Origin of the sequence: Okeania sp. SIO2C9 (genome assembly GCF_010672455.1) — a bacterium.
Classification (GTDB): Bacteria; Cyanobacteriota; Cyanobacteriia; order Cyanobacteriales; family Microcoleaceae; genus Okeania.
The window spans coordinates 1-17,215 of the sequence record NZ_JAAHGO010000090.1; the positions used below are offsets into that span (position 1 = coordinate 1).

The window sequence follows — 17,215 nt, forward strand, 5'->3', positions numbered from 1 at the left end:
ATTACTATATATGAGCACACCTTTTCCATTATCCTTACAATATCTTGTCAACTATAGTTTGTCAAGGCATCTTTTCAATTTTTTGAGATTTTTTTGATGAGACTTTTGAACTAGAGGCAGGGTAAATTTGTACTTCTTTTTCCCTTCTATTCAATCTATTGATCCATTGATTATTTTTGAGGCGATCGCTACTTACTCATCTAAAACTACTCTATTACTTATACTGTGGAAATTTAGGCATTTTTTAGGTGCTACTGGCGATGACAATTCAGTATACTTTTTTATTTCCTCATGGAATATTCCGGGATTTGATAATTTTTAGCACAGATATTTCACTACAGATTTTGCCAAGACTTGTAAATCTATATGTCTGAGCAAAATCTCTTTTTTCTCGAGATTTGATAATGCAATACCTATTGATGAAATTTGTTGGTGGTTAAATTTTCTTAGCTGAAGGTCAAAGCTATTTTTCTGGGTTTTTAGTTCTTGAATTATTACTATATATGAGCGCACCTTTTCCATTATGTTTATAATATCTTGTCAAGTATAATTTGTCAAGGTATATTTTCAATTTTTTGAGATTTTTTTGATGAGACTTTTGAGCAATGTGCCCAGAAAAAAATCAACTTAGTTGTTTAGAAGTGGTAATTATATCAAATCCGCTCGGGTTCGGTATAAAAAAATGTTCCATCTTCAGTCATTGCCAAATCTTTCTAAATTCTCTTCCTTTCTAACTCAGTCCTCCTGACTCCTAACTCGTAAGCATTCAGCTATCAGCATTAAGCATTTCCTACGGAATGCTGCGCAAACAGATACATGAACATATTCAAGAAATTACTAAGGTTAGCTGAAGACATTTTTTTATAAGTTTTAATTCTCCTTAGAGACTAATTCCTATTTTGAGCTGATAATTAGCTAACAACTCATAGCTGATAGCTGATAGCTGACGGCTGAATACTTACCCTAACTCAGTCCTCCTGACTCCTTATCTAATTACACCAATGCTACCGGATTTGATATTACTTTCCACTAGCTAATTGCTCTCGACAAAATCGGTTATACTCCTAATATTTATGAGTTGAAACTAGCGAAAAAAAATCAGGATAACCAGGGAAGAAAAACTAGTGTTATTCTTTTTTCTTAATTCCCTATAATCACCCGCGTATTAGTATTAAAAATTATTGCAGTACGTTAATTATTTCTGCCAATATACTATTGACATTCTGGGGGATACTATTTAAAATGCAAAAGATTCAAAACTTGTATATTTGGTAATTATCTGCTGATTCTAACTCTATCTAAATTAAAATTAATTATAAATTATGAGAATATATCTATATATTCTATCAGGAATTACATCAGCATTAATCGGCTGGAGTATAGGGCAATTTATTCTCAGCGATTTAGGCTGGTTACAAAAATTTCCGGAATTAGTATTATTTCCTTGTGTGGCAATATCTCTAGCAGTTGGTATAGTTGCAACAGATATATTTTTAAGTAATCCAACTAGATTTAAACGCAACTTCAGCAGAGGTATAATACCACTGAGTATTGCTGCGGGATTAGGATTATTAATCGGTATTGCTTCTGGGGGATTAGTACAAATATTACTCAATCCACAATTACGAGATAAAGTTATAACTGTACCCGATAAATTTGTCAGAATAGTCGGGTGGATTTTAATTGGTGGAGCAGTGGGTTTAGCTGAAGGATTGACTTGGCGCTGGCGTAGTATAGAAGCAGGAGATAAACGGCGTTTTTTGCAGCGACTTACCATTAGTTTAACTACCAGTATTTTGACTGCTTTAGTTGCAGCAATTATCTTTGAATGGATACGACAACAAATGGATGGAATACCCACAGCATTACAAGTTTGGGAAGAAACAATAGGTTTTTCTTTATTAGGGGGTTTATTAGGTTTAGTTTTGAGTTTTTCTACCTCTCCTAGTCATCTAGTTGCCCTCAGAGCTGGAGCTGGTTTTGAATATACTGAAAATGTCAATTTTAATCAGTCTGAAACACCAGGTAATTATCCTCATATTCAGAAAGAATTATCACCCAGAATTAAATTTGTGAGTAATGATTTTGCCGATAAAATTGAGGAAGGATTATCAATTCAATTACCTGCAAGAGGGAAAATTAAAATTGGTTCAGCTCAGTTGAAAATTATGGGCAGTCAACAATTTGGTGTAGATATTTGTATCCCTGGTTTGCCACTGCATATTGCTGACTTAGACTTAGCATCTAGCCAAACAATTTTAGTACCTAATCTCAAGTTTTTTAATAGAATAGAATATCAAGGCGATCGCTTGAGGGAAAGTACGCCAATCAAACTCAAACATAACGATTTAATTGCATTTTATGCCGAAAATGAGGGCTATAATGGTAAAAAATTATTCAGATTTGTCTACTATAATCGCTTCTTGGACCCGCAAGGTTAGTCTCTCTTTATTCATAGTAACCTCCTACATTAACCCTAGCTTTGCTCAAGTCAAAAATGTAGAAATTATCGAAGCTATTCCTGAACGTAATGAAAGTAAAGTTACCCTGCGAATCAAAGCTTATGACCAAAATAATAAACCAGTAAGAGGTCTGCAAAAAGAGAACTTTAATTTAACAGTTTGTCCGCCTAAAACAGAGCCTAAAACTGGAGAATGTAAAACTTTAAATCCCATTGATATTAATTTGAAAATTCCCCTACCCGGAGAATTACCCCCTGCTTGGGTAATTATTTTATTAGATTTTAGTGGCAGTATGAAACAATTAGATAGTAGTGGAGAAAAAACCAAATTAGAAGGAGCGATCGCTGCGATTAGAAAATTCAATCAAGATTTAGCGGACAAGGGAGAAAATACCAAAATTTCTATTGTACCTTTTGGCAAAGGGGGTAAAAATTGTCCGGGAAATCAAGTGACGAAAAAAGAACTAGATAATTTTGTTTTAGCAGGCAATAGAAAGGTTGAAAAATCTCTCAAAAAACTAGAAAATAAACTGGATAATCTTTGTGCAGCTACAGATATTTATGAACCTTTGCGTCAGGCAGTACAATTTTTTGGTAATTCCGAAGATACTCGTTTTAACCCACGCCCAAATTCTAATTTATCTCAACCAAGACGTTCGATAATTTTACTTTCTGATGGCTATCATAGTATTTATGGAAATAGAGAAAATGAACCAGAATTAGAAGCACAAGACTTTGAAAAACTTGTGTTTATGTTAAAAAGTTATCCTAATATTACTGTGCATACTTTGGGTTATGGTTTGACTCCCCAACAGTTGCAGCAAAAGTATGATTTAGAGCAACCTCCTACTATTAGAGATATTAGTGTCAGAGGAGGAAAAAAAAGTAATAATTCTGAAGAGTTAACCGAACTTGCTGCTGAAGAATTTGTTGACCAAAAACGACTGCAGCAAATTGCGGGAGTAACTAAGGGTATTGCTGAATTTTCTGGTAATGCTGAGGATATTTCTAGTAGTTTGACTGAATTTTTAGAGGCTTTATTTGATGAATATCATATTAACTATATTCAGCCAATAAATGCCGACCGTGGTTCATTACATAATGTGCAAGTTAGTCTCAATTTACCCGATAATTCAGTAGATTCAGAACAACAACCTTATGTATTTCCTTGGGTGTCGCGCTCCCTACCTTTTCTGACTAGACTAATCATTTTCTTATTTACTTTAGCAGTATTATTAGGAGGTGGTGTAATACCATTTTTATTGTGGGCAAAATCAATTAAGCGAGAGTATCAATAAGAAGGAAGAAGGCAGAAGGAAGAAGGAAGAAGGAAGAAGGAAGAGAAGTTAAAAGTCAAAAGTCAAAAGTTAAAAGTTAACAGTTAGATTTGATCAGCTCAAAACTTTGATGCTACAGTAATTTACCGAAATTATTTAACATTTAAAGTTTGAAAGTATTTGTATAAGAAGGAAGAAGGAAGAAGCAATAAAATAACGACCGAAATTTTCAATTTTTTTCCAACTGTTCCCTATTGCCTATTACCTATTACCTATTCCCTATCAATAACAAAAATAGACCTCTCGGAAAAGTGTTAATTAAATCAATTCAAGATATGAAATCAACAATTTTATCAAAATAATATGGGTCTAAAACCCCGCCTTTTAAGGCGAAATATTTTTGGAGCGGAGATAAAATCCCCGTTACAAAAATAACTTCTGACTTCTGACTTCGTTAACTTCCTATTCCCTATCAATAATTTGAGGCTAATTTAAGATGATACAAAATCAAGCTTTACCTAAATTAATGACCTTTAATGAATTTCTTGACTGGAAACCAGAAAATGGAAATTATGAATTATATAAGGGAATGATTGTAGAAATGCAACAAAAAGGAAAAAATGAAGAAATTTCAGGATTTTTAGCAGTTGAATTGGCTGTTTTTTTTAGACAGAATAAACTATCGTATTTTTTACCGAAACAAGCATTAGTAAAAGTACCCAATGAAAATAGTAGTTATTTACCTGATGTATTAGTTGTAAATAGAAATGCTATTAAAGATGAACCTTTGTGGGAAAAATCTTCAACCCTAACAAAAGGAGAATCAATTCCCTTGGTAATAGAAATTGTCAGTAGTAATTGGCGAGATGATTATTTAACTAAATTAAGAGATTACGAGGAAATTGGCATTAATGAATATTGGATTGTAGATTATCTAGGGATAGGTGGTTATCGTTATATTGGTAATCCAAAACAACCAACTATTTCTATTTATCAGCTTATTGATGATGAATATCAAGTTCAATATTTTAGAGGTGATGAATCAATTAAATCGACTACTTTTCCTGGATTAAATTTAACTGCCAACCAAATATTTCAAGGTTGAAGAAGGAAGAAGGAAGAAGGAAGGTAGATGGCGGGGTATTAAACAATTTATCAAACACTTTTCTACATTTTCTTGAGTAGGAGACCCACCCCTCGCCCCTCCCCCTCCCAGGAGGGGAAGTAGGGGAGTAAGGAAACAAGAAAAAAATACTTACCAAAAAATGAGGTCTAAAGCCTCCCTTTTTAAGGGGATGAAAAAAATGGAATATTTCTTATCTCAACCCTCCTTATTGCAGAGGTACTGATAACTGATGACCGATAACTGAAATGACCCTGTCAAAAGCCCACTTATTGTACCTCACGGGCAACGGGAAGCGCTGTAAGAATAATTAACATTTCAGAAAATAAAGGAAGTTGAATGGATAGAATGGAAGTTAAAAATAGAGTACAACAGTTTCAAAGAATTAAATAATAATATTCTGGCAAAACTTATGAAAAATATATCGATAATATTACCTGAGAGTTGTAACTTTTCAGATTATTTCAAGTTAAATTATTACCCGGAAGATATATTAAATTATTTTGGTGATCAATTAATCACAGAAGAGTTAGTTTTACTAAAGTCTCAACAGCAAGTTGATGGGGTAGAAAATCTCAAGCAAAGATTTCGCAAAAGTCTTCCCTATATTACTTTAGATAGTGAGATGGCAAGGCGATAATTTTTAATTGCTCCAGTGTTAATAGAATTAGTTGATTATTGTCAGGCAAAACTTAAAGTTTCCTATCCTTTGGAAGTTTTACCTCAGCTCAAAGGTTATCTAGATTATTTTTTACAAGCAGGAAATAATTTATTAGTTATTGAGGCAAAGTATAAAAACTTAGAAAGAGGCTTTAAGCAATTGGCAGTTGAGTTAATTGCTCTATATCAAGGAATAGAAGCAGAACAAAATTTATTATATGAAGCTGTTTCTATCGGGAAAATTTGGTAATTTGCTCTGTTGAAACGACAAGAAAAGCAAGTTAAGCAAGACCTAAATTTATATCGAGTACCTAAGGATTTAGAAGAGTTAATGAAAATTTTAGTAGCAATTTTCACTGGAGTTGAAGAAGAGATTGATAAGTAGAGAAATGGAGCAAAAACCACATCACTCTTGACAAAGAGTGCCACGCTTTATCCTCCTCTGGCAGTAACCAATCTTCAACAATTAACTAGCTATCAGCTTTTCCTTACCGAAAAATTGTGGGTATGCGCCTCCCCTTTTAAGGGGATAATAAAAAAAATTTCATTATTAGTCAATCCTCTCCTTGAAAATAAGAGGTAATTATTCATTATTCATTATTCATTATTCATTATTAATTGTTGAAGGAATGCTCCGCAAACAACATTTAGCTGGAGCGCTAAAAATTCAAGGGTAACGGTCCCCCACTATATTTGAAAAATTAGTGGTGCGCCTTTTATGGGGGTTTAGACCCCCATTATAAACCTTGAGCAACTGATGGCTGAAGCGCTGAGTGCTGAGTGCTACTTCAATAATTAACAATTACCCCTCCTGAAAATGGATAAGATTTATATCATGTCCGGATAATTAGTAGACATCTCCAGAAAAGAGGGAATAGAAAATAGGCAATGGGCAATAGGGAGAAGTAATGTCAGCATTCAACCTTCAGCTAGCCTCCTATGGTCGGAACTGCGGACTTCAGCTATTGCTTTTAGTTTTAGATAAAAGTCTATATTCATTAAAATTACCTTCTTTTGCTGAGAGATAATAGCTAATAGCTGAATGCTTAGGAAGTAATTGATAATTTATGGATAAGAATTAATTTTACTTTTGATTTTTGGAGACATCTAGCGATCAAAAACTTTCTTATATTCTTCTTCTTTACTCCTGACTCCTGACTCCTTGCTAAGTTATTTATAAGTATTCAACCGGACATGATATTATTATGAATAGACGATTTTTTCTCCAATTAATATCGACCACATCAAGCTATATCTTTCTCAAAAATTTAGCCAGCTTTGCCACAACAAATACTCAATTATTAAATCAAACATCATCTTCTATGTCACCAAATACCTCGTTTTATATGCCAGATGAAGGCGAACCTCATTTGTGTACTTGGATGGCATTTAGTGCAAGTAAAGATATTTGGGGACGTAAATATTATTCTGGTGTACAAGATAATCTAGCAAACATCGCCAGAGCGATCGCCAAATATGAACCAGTAAAAATGTTAGTTCGTGAAGCAGACTATGATGTGGCCATAGCCAAATGTGGCTCTAGTGTGGAGTTGATTGTTTGCCCTATAGATGACCTTTGGATGAGAGATACAGGGCCAGTTTTTGTGGTAAATGAGAAAGGTCAGAAAGCAGCCATTGATTTTAATTTTAATGGTTGGGGAAACAAACAATATCACGACCGCGATGCTGAGGTTGCTCGGTTTGTGGCAAAAAAATCAGGAGTACCGCTAATCAATACAGAACTTGTATTTGAAGGAGGTGGTATTGAAGTTGATGGTCATGGCACAGCGATCGTAACTGAAAGTTGTATTATCAATAATAATCGCAATCCTGGTTGGAGCAAAATTGATTGCGAAACAGAATTAAAGTCTTTATTGGGGTTGCGTAAAATCATCTGGTTACCAGGTATCAGGGGTTATGATATTACCGATGGACATACAGATTTTTATGCCCGTTTTGTTCGTCCCGGTGTTGTTGTTGCTGCATACGATCCAGACCCTGAATCTTTTGACCATGCTGTTACCAAAAAACATTTAGAAATTTTGCGGTCGTCAACGGACGCGGATGGGAAAAAACTAGAAGTTGTTGTGCTGGAAGCACCCAAAAGAATACGACCAGGATACGAAAGCGATGACTTTGCAGCAGGATATATTAATTTTTATGTGATTAACGGTGCTGTTATTGCACCAGAATTTGGCGATCGCCAGACTGACCGTCGTGCAAAAGAAACTCTAGCAGAACTTTTCCCCAGTAGAGATATTGTGCAAATTAATATTGATGAAATTGCTGCTGGAGGGGGAGGAATACATTGCACTACTCAGCAAGAACCATTAGTTTAGTTAGGGGGTTGAAGGAAAAAGAAGGATCATATGAAATACGTTAATGTTTGCTACCAAAGATTGATGGGGACCCACCCCTCGCCCCTCCCCCTCCCAGGAGGGGAATATGAGGAGATAGGGAGATTCGTATATTTGCACAATTTTTTGTATTTCATATAATCAGGACTTACGCAAATTCACCTTTAAAGCACCACCTGTAGGGGCGAATGGCATTCGCCCTAGCTATATGTAGAGTATATGCGTAAGTCCTGATAATTTCACTCTTGTGTTACTACTTCAGAACGACCCCACAAAGTTGACTCGCAATTCAATTCGGGGGGAAAATCTCCTGTTTCTACCTGTCCTCGCACATCCTCTACGTTTCTCCAAGCTAATAACTCAATATATCGTCGTGCCGCACCCAGGAGATTTCCATCCAAATCATAAGCTTCCAACCAACCATCATCACCGTCGGTAACGACATAAATAATCTCGATCGCCTCTTCTTCTACTTCCATTCTGTAAGCTCGTACAGATCCCCAATCTCCCATTTCCACTGTTTCTCTATAAAATTGATAGGCAGCATAAGCGTTTTCAGACAACTCTTCGGGGTTAAGTTCGCGATCGTCCCAAATTTGTTCATCAGTATCTCGATCTTCAATATATTCTGTATATCGCTTTTGCCAAAAATCTAACAATTCAGCTGCTATTGCCTGTCGAATTTTAGTTTCGCGGTCTTCAAGAGGCAAACCAGAAGAATTATCAAATGTCATAATTACCCTCCTTATTCAAGTTAAAAAATTAACTAATATTTTCTACTACCTAAACCCCTAAACTTCCCAACTATATACCCACAAATACATCATAAAAGTATCGCCTGTATAAGTCACAACTAGGCATAACTAAATTACCTTCTAATTGTACAACCAAGCCCATACTTTTTAACTTAAATGCCAGCACCTGTTCTAACTCTACAGGAGTTATAGCTCGCAATACCTGTTCAAAAGCTGTTTTAAGTTCTGGATATTGTTGCAGATTTTGTAAATGTTGATGCAAATGGTTACTATAAATACCTGTGTCTGTAGCTGCTGTTTTGATTAAGCTTTCTAAACTGACATGATGACATTTAATATGATAAAAAGTAGTATTAATTAGATAGGGATGACCACCCACTAATCGCATTAATTGATTTTGTTCTTGTGGTAATAGCTCTATTTGATAACGATGTGCTAATTCCTGGATTTGTTCGAGAGTAAATGGGGATAAATCTATAGCTATCCCCATATTAAAAGGTGATTTATTAATATTCATTGCAATATAAACTTCTGTGGATTTTACTAAAACTATCCGCAGTTTTTGCCAGAGCTTAACTTCCTTTGTTTCTCCATACCAAGAATGCAGCATTGACAGAAAATCATTAGCTATTTCTGGAGACTGAAAAATATAATCTACTTCATCTATTGCTAAAACTATAGGATTATCTATGATAGAAAGCAAATACTCTTGAAAATATAAAGTACAGCTTTCTATGCTACCAATATCTTCGTCCCAATATTCATTCAACTTAGATTCTAGCTGTAATTTTCTTGTTACACTAGCACAAAACCATCTTAAAAACTTATTGATATCTTTGATAACTGTACTATCAACTCTTCGTAAACTTAATCGTACTGTCTGATATTGTTGTTTGATAGCATAACTAATAGTTCTCATTAATAGAGAAGTTTTTCCCATTTGTCTGGGTGCTTTTATACGCAGAAATGATCCTGGTTTATTAATTTCTGAATAACAGATTAATTGTTCCGCACGTTCTATATAATATGGAGAACCCATAGGGATTCTACCATCTAGTAATTTACAATCATTAATTTCGGAAATTTCTGAAGATTGGATTGTACTTGTATTAATTAAGCTGGTCTGTATAGGTTGTTTTTTACTTGCTTGATCGATCAATAGTTGTCTTTCTAATACAGAAAGGCAGTTAGTTTTACTAATTCTTTCTTTGAGAATATTACTGAGCAACTTCCATAATTTAGGAGCCACATTTTGGCTAATATAATCTCTAGAGTAATCTGATTTGTAGGCTATTTGACTATAGGTTTTTCCAGACAAAGATAGTCGTAGAACTTCTCTTTCAATGTCTGACAGAGATTTTCCTGTTTTAGCTCTTACTAACTGTTCAGTAAATAATGATATTGATTCGATGGCTGTCATGCTAACTCTGACCCCCCACTTGACGAGGGTATAGAGTGATTTTTCTAAAAATCATTAGAATTCATTTATGATGGGCATTATAACATACTATTTCTTCTCTCACACTTTTTAATTTACACTTTTATACACAAAGATATAATTATAGCATTTATAAATAAGTTGTGAGATAGATATTGTCTCCCCTACTCGGTTATCATCCTCATCAGTGTCATCAATTATTCGGTGATTGTTATGAATATTTTGAAAATAGTTTTGATGTTTTGTATATACAGCAACTGCCATTACTACTCTTGACTTATAAAATATCTAAATACCAAATTTATGCAAAGGTAGTTATATCTTAGATATATAATTTTTGGTCTTAAGTATAAAATTTTCTCACTAGCAGATATTGTAAATATTTAATCTTTTTTTCTCTCTTTTCATATACTTATCTTCCTCTACGACCTAGGGAGGTTCCATGCAACGTCCCTACTACCGTGTTCCGGCGATCGCTCTGTTGGTGCGCATTCCCTCTCTTGGTCGATGGTCGGCCAGCGAGGATACCCGAAGAGTGACAGAGGAACTATCTATTATACCATTTCTCAAAAACTTTTCTACATTTTATTGAACAGGGGAGTAGGGGAGTGAGGGAGAGGTCATTTCAGTTATCAGTTATCAGTTATCAGTTATCAGTTATCAGTGAACCTCCGACTGAAGTCGGAGGCTTGAAATACTAAACTAAATATTTTTTTCATCCCCTTAAAAGGGGAGGCACATACCCTCATTTTTTGGTAAAAATAAGAATAATTAACATTAACGCAAGCTAAAATTAGCAAAAAAGTTATTCTACTTGTGTTAATTACTTAATAACTGAAGTGTTACTCAAGTATAGCATTAATGCCTGGGAATTGGTATTACAGAGGAGCTGCCTCTTGCAGAGGAGCTTCGCTAACGCTAACGCTAATGCTAACGCCACTCACCCTACGGGAAGCTCCGAAGATCGACCGCTTGCGTCTTAACCCCGAGGCGGGGTCGCACCGCTCTTCCATGAATGTAGCAATATTTTATGAAATTGGTATCAAACAAGGGGATATCAATAATTAACCTTCCTCCTTCCTTTTGCTATATAGACATTCTGGCTGGATAAAATAAAATTTTTATATCATTATTATAGTAATAATTAATCTATTGAAGAATAAAATTATACAAATATTTGTCTTTACATAATTAATTTATTGGTTAGTGTTTGATTTTTTAAAGCTGCTTAATTTGATGATATTTTGTTAATGCTAATCAAGTTCTAGTTCCTTAAAAAACGAATTGAATAAAAAAAGTTTCCAAATTTTTAATTTTTGGAAACCCTTATACTGATTAATATTTGTACCATTGCCAGTTTTTTCAAACAAGCGGATCGATACAGATATCATGTTTACAAAGAGCTAGAAACTACCCAAACTTTTGATGCAAAAGATTTTGATGTCGATGGTTCTTTAACCATGTTTGCTATTGTAGCTACAACTTTTACTTCCTGTATATTCCGGAAATATCCTTTTCTCTTGATTTTAACTATATGTTTTTTCCAAATACTTTCTTGATTATTTTGAGCTAAATTTTTCATATTTTTTATTGAATATAGAGTATCTTTTATTTCCAGAGAAAGCATTGATGTTTTTCTTATTCAATTATGCCAATTACTGCTCAGGATGAAAATATATAAAAGTTGATATCTTCGATTTTTTAAGATACTTTATACCTTCATTAAATCTTTAAAAAAATCTCTATAATTTTACGGACTCTTTACATAGCATGGTTGCTTTGATTCGTAAAATTACTGATTATCTTTTTTATTCACAAAATTGTTAATTTGTCAATATATAAAAGTTGATAATATTTAATACTTTTAGCTCTACAATATCTAGATTGCAGTCTTTAATCATAAAAATGTTAATTTGTCAATATATAAAAGTTGATTTATATTGATACTCGTCACTAATCCGATAGTATTGTTCTGGTATAACAAAGAAAGAGTTGGTCAAGAAATAGACTGTAATGAAATTTAAAAAGGGAGATTTTTTCCCACTTTTGCCTTTTGAAGATGTTTCCTGCTATGGAAGAGATTTTGATGATCGTGTAGAACACTGATGGTGGTATTTTATCTTTGTCAAGTAGTTCTACCTATCAAGTAAGGATTATAGTAGTTTTTACTTAGATAGATGACAGTAGGAAGGTTCCATGGAAGGTTTATACAAAGGTTTTTATTCTTTAGGAGTGCGTTCCATCTTTCTGAAAACCGCTGTAAATACAAAGCAAAAAAACTCTAACATTTACATTTGAGCTGTAAATATACTTTTAAGGGAAAGGAAATAGCTAATCTGGCAACAGTGGTAATAGTTTCAGGTTTTTGATTTATAGAAATTTTTTGTACTCGAAAATACTAATTTTTACATTACTTACCGAAAAATTGTGGGTATGCGCCTCCCCTTGGATAGGGGATAATAAGCGGTCGTTTGCGCAGCATTCCGTAGGATGGGATGGCGCCATTCGGAGCGGCTCTGATAAGAGCGGGTCTCCTCGCCATATCCAATCGACTCCTGTGAAGAAAAATTTTCATGAATTTGTCAATCCTCTCCTTGAAAAGAAGAGGTAATTATTCATTATTCATTATTCATTATTAATTGTTGAAAGATATCCACCATATATAGTAGGGGTTAACGGCAATTAACCCCTACAGGTGGTGTATATTTTCATATTTTGCGTAAGTCCTGTTTTATATAAAAGCTATATACAGCAGATTCCATCAGGGGTGAGGTACATCCAATAGCGGGCAAGATACCCGCACTGGGAACATTTAATCGTTAATATCTGTACTTCATATACTTGGAATATGCTGTATTTAACTGATACTAATTTGCCCTGGTTAAGTGGAAAGATTATTAGTATACATATTAACCTTCTTGTTCAACCTAGAATTAACTTAGTAATAACTGCCATAATTTTAATTTTACTAATTGACAAGCAAGCATAAATCTGATAGCTATAGTCTCCTGTTCATCAACTAATTAATATGTGGCAACCTCATAAAAAACAATCAAAATCAACCATTGAAACTCGGAAATTAACCAATTTACTCATTCTGTTATCTCCAGCAACTATATGGATCTTAATTTTCTTCATTATCCCTTTAATAATTGTACTTATTTATAGCTTCTTAGAAAGAGGTACTTACGGTGGGGTTGTTTGGGAATTTACTCTAGATAATTATCAACGACTAGCTCAAGGAATATATTGGGGAATATTTGGGCGGTCTTTATTTTTGGCTTTAATTACAACTATTATTTGTTTACTAATTGGCTATCCCTTAGCATATTTTATTGCTACCCGTAGACCACCTTGGCGTAATGTCTTACTAATGCTAATAATTATCCCTTTTTGGACGAATTTTTTAGTCCGTACTTATGCTTGGATTGTATTGCTTCGTACTGAAGGAGTATTTAATATTGCCCTACAAAGTTTACAGCTAATAGATGAACCTTTGACTCTAATTTTTACTCCATTTGCTGTAATTATTGGCTTAGTTTATGGTTATTTACCATTTATGATTTTACCCTTGTATGCCACAATTGAACGTTTTAATTTTTCTTTGTTAGAAGCTGCTCAAGATTTGGGAGCTAATGATTTACGAACTTTTTTTCGTGTAGTTTTACCATTGACAATCAAAGGTATAGTTGCTGGTTCGTTACTCGTTTTTATTCCAGCATTTGGCGCTTTTATTACTCCTGATATTTTAGGTGGTGCCAAAACTATGATGGTAGGAAATCTCATTCAAAATCAGTTTATCAAAGCGAGAAATTGGCCGTTTGGTTCGGCATTATCAATTTTATTAATGGTAATTGTATTAATCCCAGTTATTATATATTTCCGAATTTCAGAAGACAAAAAAATCTCACTTTGAAATAGCAGTCAGCGGTCAGCTATCAGCTATCAGCTTCTCAAGCTGTATAATGGGGGATACTCAAGACAAGCCGCTCCGCGTCTACAAACCCCCATAAAAGGCGCACCATGTGCTTTTTCAAATATAGTGGGGGACTTAAACCTTTGGATTTTTAGCTGATAGGTAGTTAAAAGCTACAATGAAACAATTAGATTTACTCATTCGTTCTCTTGGTAAATTTGGGTTATGGATAAATACTGCTCTGGGTTTTGCCTTTCTCTATTTACCGATTTTTATATTAGTAATTTACTCTTTCAATAATTCTCGTTTTAATGCTATTTGGCGAGGCTTCACTTTAGATTGGTATGGGAATTTATTACAAGGGGCAACTAATAATACTATTACTGATGTGATGATTTGGGATGCTTTAAAAAACAGTCTTTTAGTGGCAGTAACTTCGACAATCATCGCCACAATTTTTGGTACTATGATTGCCTTAGCATTGGAACGTTTTCGTTTTCCCGGACGGACTGTATTGGAGGCAATACTTTTTCTACCAATCATTATTCCAGAAATTACTATAGGACTTTCTTTATTAGTTTTCTTTTCTCTCAGTTTTCAACTAATAGAAAATTTTTTAGGCATTCGTCTAGTGCTAGGTTTACCTACAGTAATTATTGGTCATATAGCATTTTGTATTTCTTTTGTTGTGGTAACTGTTAGAGCGCGGGTAGCAGAACTTGACCCAGCTTTAGAGGAAGCAGCTTTAGACTTAGGTGCTAATGAATTGAGAACCTTTTTTCGTATTACTTTACCTTTGATTTGGCCGGGAATTTTTAGTGCTGCTTTATTAGCTTTTACTTTGTCGCTAGATGATTTTGTCATAACTTTTTTTACTGCAGGAGTAGGTTCAACTACATTACCATTATTCGTTTATGGTATGATTAAATTTTCAGTAACACCAGCAATTAATGCTATATCTACTTTGATGTTAATAGCTTCTTTAATGTTGGTAATATCTGCCCTTTTTGTTGAGCAATTAGGGAATCAAAAAAACACTTAATATTAAATCCGGTTGAATACTTATTATATGAGATGGGGAGATAAGGAGATGGGGAGATGGGGAGATGGAGGGGTGGGGAAATTTAATCATGCTATATATACTTTAATGTTAATAGCTTCTTTGATGTTGGTAATATCTGCCATTTTCCTTGAGGAATTAAAGTAAGCATTCAGCCGTAAGCTATTAATTTTGGGGAAGGTCATTTCAGTTATCAGTACCTCTGCAATAAGGAGGCTTTAAATATGAAATATTCTCTTTTTTTCCCCTTAAAAGGGAAGGTTTTAGACCACAAAATTTCGGTAAAAGTAACCTTTGAAATAGAGAAAGAATAATATCATCTTCCGTTGAATACTGATAAATAACTTTTGTGAGGAAGACCGAGTCAGGAAGAGTAAGTGAGGAGGTAAGAAAGGAAGAAAAGAAGAAATATTGGAGATGGGGTATTGATAATTTCAGTATTTCTTTGGTACTGTCAGTACTGTCAGTCCTTAAATTTTATTTATCAAAATAATATGGGTCTAAAACCTCGCCTTTTAAGGCGCAATATTTTTGGAGAGTTGCTCAAATCCCCGTTACAAAAATAACTTTTGACTTCTCAGTTGGGGACTTCTGACTTTGTTAAAACTGACCCGTCCGCAATTCATAGCTCCCCCGGAGGAGGAACATGATATAGAACCCATTTGATATCTATATAATTATGGTAGTCAAGTCTTTTTGCGCATCAATTTTGAGGAACAACCTGAAGAAGGAGTGTTGAATTTTTTATATTATTTCTCCCCACATCTACCCTCTACTCTCTTACCGAAGAATTAATAATTAAATAATTAAATAATTAAATAATTCAGGTGAAAATTCTCCCCTTTCAAGGGGAAAAAAATAAATTTTTTCCTTTTATTCAATCCTATTCGTTTTAGGGAAAGGTAATTATCAATTATCCATGATCAATTATCAATTATTGAACTCTTGTCTCCTGTCTCCTAGCTCAAAAAACTTAATATTTATGAAGATACGCTTAGGGGTTCTATAAAAAGTTACTGTCAAAACCTCTTTCCCAAACCTGAGAACTAATTATTCATTACTAATTGCTGTTTGCATATAATTCCGTTTGTAAAGCATCTCCTTTGGAAAGAAAGCGCTGAATACTAATAGCTGTTAGCTCCGCATTCCGCAGGAAATTATGACAAAGTTACTGCCAAAATCCTCTTGTCAAACCTCAGAAGTAATTATTCATTTGAATACTGATAAATAACTGTTGTGAGGAACACCGAGGACCGAAGACCAAATCAGGAGGGAAGAAAGGAAGAAAAGAAGAAATATCTGGAGATAGGGTATTGATAATTTCAGTATTTCTTTGGTACTGTCAGTACTGTCAGTTGTTAAATTTTATTTATCAAAATCATAAGGGTCGCGCAACCCCACCCCACCTTTTAAGGCGCAATATTTTTGGAGAGTTGCTCAAATCCCCGTTACAAAAATAACTTTTGACTTCTCAGTTGTGACTTCTGACTTCGTTAAAACTGACCCGTCCGCAATTGGTAGCTCCCCCGGAGGAGGAACATGAGATAAAAAATTACTGCCAAAGTTCCCTTTTCAAACCTCAAAAGTAATTATTGATTATTAATTGCTGTTTGCATATAATTCCGTTTGTAAAGCATCTCCGTGGGAAAGGAAGTGCTCAATACTAATAGCTGTTAGCTCCGCATTCTGCAGGAAATTATGACAAAGTTACTGCCAAAATCCTCTTGTCAAACCTCAGAAGTAATTATTCATTTGAATACTGATAAATAACTGTTGTGAGGAACACCGAGGACCGAAGACCAAATCAGGAGGGAAGAAAGGAAGAAAAGAAGAAATATCTGGAGATAGGGTATTGATAATTTCAGTATTTCTTTGGTACTGTCAGTACTGTCAGTTGTTAAATTTTATTTATCAAAATCATAAGGGTCGCGCAACCCCACCCCACCTTTTAAGGCGCAATATTTTTGGAGAGTTGCTCAAATCCCCGTTACAAAAATAACTTTTGACTTCTCAGTTGTGACTTCTGACTTCGTTAAAACTGACCCGTCCGCAATTGGTAGCTCCCCCGGAGGAGGAACATGAGATAAAAAATTACTGCCAAAGTTCCCTTTTCAAACCTCAAAAGTAATTATTGATTATTAATTGCTGTTTGCATATAATTCCGTTTG

Annotated in this window: 15 protein-coding genes; 11 read left to right on the plus strand and 4 right to left on the minus strand. The window is 34.3% G+C overall.

Annotated elements, in window-relative coordinates; all coding sequences use genetic code 11:
- Nucleotides 1–1,322: 1,322 nt before the first annotated feature.
- The 7 genes from F6K23_RS34875 (at nucleotide 1,323) to F6K23_RS34905 (ending at nucleotide 7,860) form a co-directional block, all read left to right on the plus strand.
- A complete protein-coding gene (locus F6K23_RS34875; RefSeq protein WP_293164999.1) occupies nucleotides 1,323–2,441 on the plus strand; it encodes a hypothetical protein in 1,119 nt (372 codons plus the stop codon).
- Nucleotides 2,404–3,759 carry a vWA domain-containing protein gene (locus F6K23_RS34880; protein ID WP_293165001.1) on the plus strand — a complete coding sequence of 452 codons (1,356 nt, stop codon included), beginning with the start codon at nucleotides 2,404–2,406 and terminating at the stop codon, nucleotides 3,757–3,759. Before F6K23_RS34875 ends, F6K23_RS34880 begins: the two co-directional genes overlap by 38 nt.
- A 475-nt stretch (nucleotides 3,760–4,234) precedes the next feature.
- A complete protein-coding gene (locus F6K23_RS34885; protein WP_293165003.1) occupies nucleotides 4,235–4,843 on the plus strand; it encodes a Uma2 family endonuclease in 609 nt (202 codons plus the stop codon).
- Between the two features lie 430 nt (nucleotides 4,844–5,273).
- The gene (locus tag F6K23_RS34890) at nucleotides 5,274–5,501 is read left to right on the plus strand and encodes a hypothetical protein (protein WP_293165005.1); all 228 of its coding nucleotides are present in this window, start codon (nucleotides 5,274–5,276) and stop codon (nucleotides 5,499–5,501) included.
- 15 nt (nucleotides 5,502–5,516) lie between these two features.
- Complete coding sequence (locus F6K23_RS34895) at nucleotides 5,517–5,771, plus strand: hypothetical protein (RefSeq protein WP_293165006.1); 255 nt, start codon at nucleotides 5,517–5,519, stop codon at nucleotides 5,769–5,771.
- 9 nt (nucleotides 5,772–5,780) lie between these two features.
- On the plus strand, nucleotides 5,781–5,906 hold the full coding sequence (locus F6K23_RS34900; RefSeq protein ID WP_293165008.1) for a hypothetical protein: 126 nt from the start codon (nucleotides 5,781–5,783) through the stop codon (nucleotides 5,904–5,906).
- Between the two features lie 820 nt (nucleotides 5,907–6,726).
- On the plus strand, nucleotides 6,727–7,860 hold the full coding sequence (locus F6K23_RS34905) for an agmatine/peptidylarginine deiminase (protein WP_293165010.1): 1,134 nt from the start codon (nucleotides 6,727–6,729) through the stop codon (nucleotides 7,858–7,860).
- A gap of 257 nt (nucleotides 7,861–8,117) precedes the next feature.
- Here F6K23_RS34905 and F6K23_RS34910 read toward each other — a convergent pair whose 3' ends face one another.
- The 3 genes from F6K23_RS34910 to F6K23_RS34920 all read right to left on the minus strand — a co-directional run bounded on the left by F6K23_RS34910 (nucleotide 8,118) and on the right by F6K23_RS34920 (nucleotide 10,335).
- Nucleotides 8,118–8,612, minus strand: a complete 495-nt coding sequence (locus F6K23_RS34910) for a hypothetical protein (RefSeq protein ID WP_293165012.1) — start codon at nucleotides 8,610–8,612, stop codon at nucleotides 8,118–8,120.
- Between the two features lie 70 nt (nucleotides 8,613–8,682).
- Entirely contained in the window at nucleotides 8,683–10,053 is a 1,371-nt protein-coding gene (locus F6K23_RS34915; RefSeq protein ID WP_293165013.1) for an AAA-like domain-containing protein, read from the minus strand.
- 108 nt (nucleotides 10,054–10,161) lie between these two features.
- Nucleotides 10,162–10,335 carry a hypothetical protein gene (locus tag F6K23_RS34920; protein ID WP_293165014.1) on the minus strand — a complete coding sequence of 58 codons (174 nt, stop codon included), beginning with the start codon at nucleotides 10,333–10,335 and terminating at the stop codon, nucleotides 10,162–10,164.
- A 178-nt stretch (nucleotides 10,336–10,513) separates the two neighbouring features.
- Here F6K23_RS34920 and F6K23_RS34925 point away from each other — a divergent pair, with 178 nt between their 5' ends.
- Nucleotides 10,514–10,663: a hypothetical protein gene (locus tag F6K23_RS34925; protein WP_293165016.1), complete on the plus strand. Its 150-nt coding sequence runs from the start codon at nucleotides 10,514–10,516 to the stop codon at nucleotides 10,661–10,663.
- A gap of 801 nt (nucleotides 10,664–11,464) precedes the next feature.
- Here F6K23_RS34925 and F6K23_RS34930 read toward each other — a convergent pair.
- Entirely contained in the window at nucleotides 11,465–11,698 is a 234-nt protein-coding gene (locus tag F6K23_RS34930; protein ID WP_293165017.1) for a hypothetical protein, read from the minus strand.
- Between the two features lie 1,401 nt (nucleotides 11,699–13,099).
- Here F6K23_RS34930 and F6K23_RS34935 point away from each other — a divergent pair.
- The 3 genes from F6K23_RS34935 to F6K23_RS34945 all read left to right on the plus strand — a co-directional run bounded on the left by F6K23_RS34935 (nucleotide 13,100) and on the right by F6K23_RS34945 (nucleotide 15,194).
- Nucleotides 13,100–13,987, plus strand: a complete 888-nt coding sequence (locus F6K23_RS34935; RefSeq protein WP_293165018.1) for an ABC transporter permease — start codon at nucleotides 13,100–13,102, stop codon at nucleotides 13,985–13,987.
- Nucleotides 13,988–14,165: 178 nt separating this feature from the next.
- Nucleotides 14,166–15,029: an ABC transporter permease gene (locus tag F6K23_RS34940; RefSeq protein ID WP_293165020.1), complete on the plus strand. Its 864-nt coding sequence runs from the start codon at nucleotides 14,166–14,168 to the stop codon at nucleotides 15,027–15,029.
- Nucleotides 15,030–15,041: 12 nt separating this feature from the next.
- Nucleotides 15,042–15,194, plus strand: a complete 153-nt coding sequence (locus F6K23_RS34945; protein ID WP_293165022.1) for a hypothetical protein — start codon at nucleotides 15,042–15,044, stop codon at nucleotides 15,192–15,194.
- Nucleotides 15,195–17,215: the final 2,021 nt, after the last annotated feature.

Coding starts and splice junctions, on each gene's coding strand:
- F6K23_RS34915 (WP_293165013.1), bottom strand. CDS start 10,053: ATGACAGCCATCGAATCAATATCATTATTTACTGAACAGTTAGTAAGA.
- F6K23_RS34905 (WP_293165010.1), top strand. CDS start 6,727: ATGAATAGACGATTTTTTCTCCAATTAATATCGACCACATCAAGCTAT.
- F6K23_RS34925 (WP_293165016.1), top strand. CDS start 10,514: ATGCAACGTCCCTACTACCGTGTTCCGGCGATCGCTCTGTTGGTGCGC.
- F6K23_RS34910 (WP_293165012.1), bottom strand. CDS start 8,612: ATGACATTTGATAATTCTTCTGGTTTGCCTCTTGAAGACCGCGAAACT.
- F6K23_RS34930 (WP_293165017.1), bottom strand. CDS start 11,698: ATGCTTTCTCTGGAAATAAAAGATACTCTATATTCAATAAAAAATATG.
- F6K23_RS34890 (WP_293165005.1), top strand. CDS start 5,274: ATGAAAAATATATCGATAATATTACCTGAGAGTTGTAACTTTTCAGAT.
- F6K23_RS34875 (WP_293164999.1), top strand. CDS start 1,323: ATGAGAATATATCTATATATTCTATCAGGAATTACATCAGCATTAATC.
- F6K23_RS34940 (WP_293165020.1), top strand. CDS start 14,166: ATGAAACAATTAGATTTACTCATTCGTTCTCTTGGTAAATTTGGGTTA.
- F6K23_RS34920 (WP_293165014.1), bottom strand. CDS start 10,335: ATGGCAGTTGCTGTATATACAAAACATCAAAACTATTTTCAAAATATT.
- F6K23_RS34885 (WP_293165003.1), top strand. CDS start 4,235: ATGATACAAAATCAAGCTTTACCTAAATTAATGACCTTTAATGAATTT.
- F6K23_RS34935 (WP_293165018.1), top strand. CDS start 13,100: ATGTGGCAACCTCATAAAAAACAATCAAAATCAACCATTGAAACTCGG.